Annotated in this window: 5 protein-coding genes; all 5 read left to right on the top strand. The window is 55.0% G+C overall.

Going from position 1 to position 5,086, the window contains the following annotated elements; translation table 11 throughout:
* Positions 1-1,463: secretin N-terminal domain-containing protein (locus tag Q0106_RS07895; RefSeq protein WP_297611243.1), on the top strand; the 1,463-nt coding region annotated here is incomplete at its 5' end.
* 26 nt (positions 1,464-1,489) lie between these two features.
* Entirely contained in the window at positions 1,490-3,208 is a 1,719-nt protein-coding gene (locus Q0106_RS07890; RefSeq protein WP_297611240.1) for an ATPase, T2SS/T4P/T4SS family, read from the top strand.
* A gap of 13 nt (positions 3,209-3,221) precedes the next feature.
* Positions 3,222-4,439 (top strand): type II secretion system F family protein, encoded by a 1,218-nt coding sequence (locus tag Q0106_RS07885; RefSeq protein ID WP_297611237.1) that lies wholly within the window; start codon positions 3,222-3,224, stop codon positions 4,437-4,439.
* 41 nt (positions 4,440-4,480) lie between these two features.
* Positions 4,481-4,903, top strand: coding sequence for a prepilin-type N-terminal cleavage/methylation domain-containing protein (locus tag Q0106_RS07880; protein ID WP_297611234.1), 423 nt, complete (start codon positions 4,481-4,483; stop codon positions 4,901-4,903).
* A gap of 44 nt (positions 4,904-4,947) precedes the next feature.
* A partial coding sequence (locus Q0106_RS07875; protein WP_297611246.1) for a prepilin-type N-terminal cleavage/methylation domain-containing protein occupies positions 4,948-5,086 on the top strand: 139 nt, incomplete at its 3' end.

The following is a 5,086-nucleotide window of genomic DNA, read 5'->3' as shown; positions in this document are numbered from 1 at the left end:
GAAAAGACGATGCGTTCATGCAGCACTGGCAGAACCAGTCCGTCGACCGGCAGGGCTTCTCGCCCGCGCTCGAGGATCTGGCGCCCGAACCCCGCGTTCTGATGAAGCAACAGTCTGTAAATCTGCACGGCACGCCGCGCGCGCTGCCTGATCAGCCCATCACGCTCAAGCTCCAGAATGCAGCCGTCGAGTCGGTTCTGCGCGCCATGGCCTCCGCAGCCAACGTGAGCCTCATGATGAGCAGCGGCGTTTCGGACAAGATCAGCCTCAACGTGAAGAACGCCCGCTGGAGCGACGTCTTCCAGTCCATCCTTCGCTCCAACGGTCTCGACTATCGCTGGCAGGGCAAGATCCTGCAGGTGATGACGGCCGCCGACAAGCAGAAGGAAGTGAGCCTTCTCACGCTCAACAACCAGCTTTCCGAGCAGTACCAGACGGCCGCTCATTCGGGCGACATGATGGTGCAGGTCGTGAACGTCCGCTATTCCGATGCTGCTTCGCTCAAGAACAGCCTGACGCGCTTTGTTTCGCGCAACAAGGATGCCGTCATTGAAATCGACCAGCACAACAATGCGCTCGTCATTCAGGGAACGCCGACCGAACAGGCCCGCATCCTTGCTTTGATCGACAGCCTTGACCGTCCGCGTCCGCAGGTTCAGCTGAAGGCCTACATCGTCGAAACAACGAAGGAAAAGGCTCGCGAGCTCGGCATGCAGTGGGGCGGACGCTTCGAGCATCAGAAGCTCATCGGCGGTTCCGGCAGTACGCCTCTTAAGAAGGGCGGGGATGGAAGTACCAATACCATCAGCGGCTTCCCGCTTGGGCTTGGCTACGGCAGCATTGTCAATTCCTCCGGTGCAGGCACCCTTGGCCTGGCCTTTGGCAAAACTTCCGTTCTCGAAGCTCAACTCAACTTGATGGAAAGCGAAGGCGTGCTCAACATTCTGTCGTCTCCGTCCATTACGACGCTTGACAACAAGATGGCCTACACCGAAAACGGTGAGAAGGTGCCGTATGTAAGCAAGGACGACGACGGCGATACGAGCGTCAAGTTCGAGGACGCGGTTCTGCGACTTGAAATGACGCCGAACGTCATCGACCCGGCGAACCTCAAGCTCAAGGTTCTGATCAAGAAGGACGAAGTGGATGCCAGCCGCAGCGTGCAGGGCAATCCCTACATCGTCAAGAAGCAGACGGAAACCACTGTGCTCGTGAGAAGCGGCGAGACGATCGTCATCTCCGGTCTTACCAAGGAAAAGGGCACGAATCAGGAAGCCGGCGTTCCCGGCATGCGCGATCTGCCGGGCGGCAAGTATGCCTTCGGCAGTACGAACCGCAATGTCTCGATGGAAGAGGTGCTGATCTTCATCACCCCGACCATTCTGCCGACGCGCGCCGAATCCGGCCGCCGTTCCGCTCCGCTGCCTCAGTCTCCGGCCGTGCTTACGCCCGGCAGCCGTTGAGCCGAGAGTCGTGAAGGAGTCTGATCATGGCTGAATTCAATAAAAGCGGTCGAGTGAAGATGCGTCTGGGCGAGCAGCTGGTGGCTGCAGGCCTTCTGACTGCCGATGCGCTTCAAGATGCGCTTAAGCGCGCCCGTGAAGAGGATCAGCGTTTGGGCGAGTATCTCGTTTCCGCCGGCATTGTGACGGAAGCTCAGGTGCTGCAGGCTGTTGCCAGCCAGCTTCAGGTGCCCGTCTACAATCGCGAGGCGTTTCCGATCGACGAGAAGCTGCGCTCGGTGATTCCGGCCGAGTTCGCGCGCCGTCACCGCGTGGTGCCTCTGTGCATGCGAAGCGGCGTGCTCTGCGTGGGTCTTCTCGATGCGCACGACTTCCAGACTTTGGACAAAATCGAGGAAATTGCGCATTGCCAGATGGAGCCCGTGCTCTGTCTCAAGAAGGACTTCGTGCGTCTCTTTACGGCTGTCTACGGCGAATACTCCGCCGTGGGCGAAATGCTTGACAATGCCGCCGGCGCCGCTGAGACTTCGCCCGTGCAGACTGCGGTGCAGAGCGCCGTAAAGGATCAGGAGCTCGAAGGTGACGTGAGCGAAGCCTTCGTCATTAAGCTCGTCAACATGATCATCGCCGAAGCCCTCAAGGCCGGTGCGAGCGACATTCACATCAATCCGGAAAAGACGGAGATCAAGGTCCGCTATCGTGTCGAGGGGCTTCTTCGCCGAGCCTCCACTATTCCGGTCTCCATGGGTTCCGCCGTGGCGTCCCGCATCAAGATCATGTCCAACATGGACATTTCGGAAACGCGTCTTCCGCAGGATGGTCGCTTTACCGTCAAGGCCGAAGGCCGCGAGGTGAACATTCGCGTGTCGACCCTTCCGACGACGTACGGCGAAAACATCGTGCTTCGTCTTTTGGACAGCCGCTCGGGGATCATCTACGACCTTCCGAAGCTCGGCATGAACCAGGCCGATTATGCGACGATCACCCGCTGCATCCGCAAGCCCTACGGCATGATCCTTTCGACCGGTCCGACGGGTTCCGGCAAAAGTTCGAGCCTCTACGCCATTCTGAAGATGCTCAATCGCGAGGACGTCAACGTCATCACGCTTGAAGACCCGGTCGAATACCGTCTTCCCGGCGTACGCCAGGTTCAGTTGAACGTCAGAGCCGGCATGACCTTCTCGTCGGGCCTTCGCAGCATTCTGCGTCAGGACCCGGACATCATCATGGTGGGTGAAATCCGCGACAAGGAAACCGCCGAAATTGCCGTTCAGGCCGCCATGACGGGCCACCTTGTGCTGTCGACCCTTCATACGAACGATGCGCTTTCCGCCGTCTATCGTCTCGTCGACATGGGCGTGCCTTCCTACCTGGTGACATCGGTGCTGTTGTGCACGTTTGCCCAGCGTCTTGTTCGCACGATCTGCCCGAATTGCCGCCAGGAATATGTGCCCGCCGAAGGCATGCTTCGCGATCTTGGCCTCAAGCCCGAGGATGGTCCGTTCTATCACGGCGCCGGCTGCCCGCAGTGCGGCGGCACCGGTTACGCGGGACGCATGGCCATCTTCGAAGTGATGCCCATGTCGGAGGAAATCAATCAAATGGTGCTCAAGGGCGAGTCGATGCAGACGGTTTACCGTCATGCGCTTGAAAACGGCCTTCACACGATGCGTCGGGACGCTGCGGATAAGATTCGCGCGGGGCTTACGACCTGCGAAGAGGCGCTGCGCGTCACGATGGCGTAACGGGGACTGAGAAATGCCTCTTGACTACCGTTACGAAGCCGTCGATGCCGCTGGACGCCGCCTCAACGGAACGTTGACGGCGGATTCCGAGAAGGATGCTCGCCGCAAGCTGTTCGAGCAGGGGTTCGTTGTCTCGAAGCTTCAGGGTGAAGCCAAGGCGAAGACGAGCTGGGATTGGCGTCGTCTTTTCCAAAAGCGCCTGAGCACGTCGGAGCTGATTCTCTTTACGCAGCAGTTCCGCACGCTCTACATGGCCGGCATTTCGCTGCCCGAGGCTTTGCGCATCCTTCATGACCAGGCGGAGAATAAGCAGTTCAAGTGGGTCGTGGGCGACATGCAACGTCGCGTGCTGGAGGGCGAGAGCCTGCATCAGGCGTTTTCGGCCAACCGAAAGGTTTTCTCGTCGCTTTATTGCGCCATGATCGCGGCGGGCGAAAGCTCGGGTGCGCTTCCGGAAGTGCTTGAACGTCTGGTGTATCTGCTCGAACATGACGCGAAGACGAAGCAGCAAATAACGTCCGCTCTACGCTATCCGAAGATGGTGGTATTTGCGATGGTGATTGCTTTCCTTGTACTTCTCAATTTCGTGGTGCCGCAGTTTGCCTCGATATTTCAGTCAGCCAAGGTCGAATTGCCGTTGCCTACACAGTTTGCTTTGTGGCTCAATCAGTTCTTCCAAGATTATTGGTTTATTATCCTCGCTTTGTTTTTCGGATTCATATATGCCTGGAAGGCATATATGAAGACTGAAAAGGGAGTTTTTTGGCGTGACAGTATGGCGCTCAAGATTCCCCTGATCGGCAAGGTTGTTCAGAAGGCGGCCATTGCGCGCTTTGCGGCTATTTTCAGCATTCTGCAGCGAAGCGGTCTTTCGGTTTTGAACAGTCTGGACATCATCCGGGATACGGTTGACAATGCGTTCTTTCAGACGAAGTTCGAGGGAATCAAGTCAAAAATTCAGGCGGGCAGCGGGATTGCGGCTGCTGTTGAATCTGTGAAAGGGTTTACACCGCTGGCGGTGAATCTTATTTTGGTGGGTGAGCATTCCGGCAAGTTGGATGAGATGCTCAACGACCTTGCAAGGCACTATGACAATGAAGTTGAGTTGGCGGTAGAGGAGCTTACCGAGTGGATTGGTCCCATACTGATCATGGCTCTTGGTGTTGTAGTGCTTTTCTTTGCATTGGCGATCTTCCTGCCAATGTGGGATTTGGTAAAGTTGGTTCAATAATTTTCCAGTTGCTTGCTATCTTTGTTTAATGGAGTTTATAAATGTTTTCATCAAGTCATCAAAAGGGCTTTACTCTAATTGAGATTGTCCTTGTTCTAGTTTTGTTGGGTATTTTGGCAGCTGTTGCCTTGCCGAAATATTATAGTCTTAAGGCGGAATCGAAAAAGTCTATTGCGGTTGCTGTCGCTAATCAATTTGTGGCTGATGTAAACAATAAGATTGCTAAACGGATTATTGCTGGTGAAAAGTGTGATGATGCTAAAAGCTCAGAGTTTTCTCAGAAAAATAAACAATCCGTCCTTGTTGAATATACGAATTATCTTATTAATGGCATGGCAGTATATACACAACAGATGGATCAAAATTCCACTAAGATTCCAGTTTGGGATCAGGAGACGGGTGAAGTTTTTGAGATTCCGGCACATTTTGTGGTATGTGGCAAGCCCGTTACGACAGACCCTTAAAAATTTAATTTCTTCCCTGTGTTGTTTCTATAGGAGTTATTGTTATGAAAAACAACAAGCGTGGTTTCACATTGATTGAAATCGTCATGGTCCTTGTTTTGCTTGGTATTTTGGCGGCAGTGGCGCTTCCTAAGTACTACGATCTGAAGACTCAAGCCGAAGCTCAGACTGCCAAGGCTGTTG

The organism is uncultured Sutterella sp., from assembly GCF_937923675.1.
In the GTDB taxonomy this organism is placed as follows: Bacteria; Pseudomonadota; Gammaproteobacteria; order Burkholderiales; family Burkholderiaceae_F; genus Sutterella.
This window is presented reverse-complemented; position numbering and strand designations above follow the sequence as displayed.

Bases quoted from the DNA above. Each gene is read 5' to 3' on its own strand.
- Q0106_RS07890 (WP_297611240.1), top strand. From the start codon at position 1,490: ATGGCTGAATTCAATAAAAGCGGTCGAGTGAAGATGCGTCTGGGCGAG.
- Q0106_RS07885 (WP_297611237.1), top strand. From the start codon at position 3,222: ATGCCTCTTGACTACCGTTACGAAGCCGTCGATGCCGCTGGACGCCGC.
- Q0106_RS07880 (WP_297611234.1), top strand. From the start codon at position 4,481: ATGTTTTCATCAAGTCATCAAAAGGGCTTTACTCTAATTGAGATTGTC.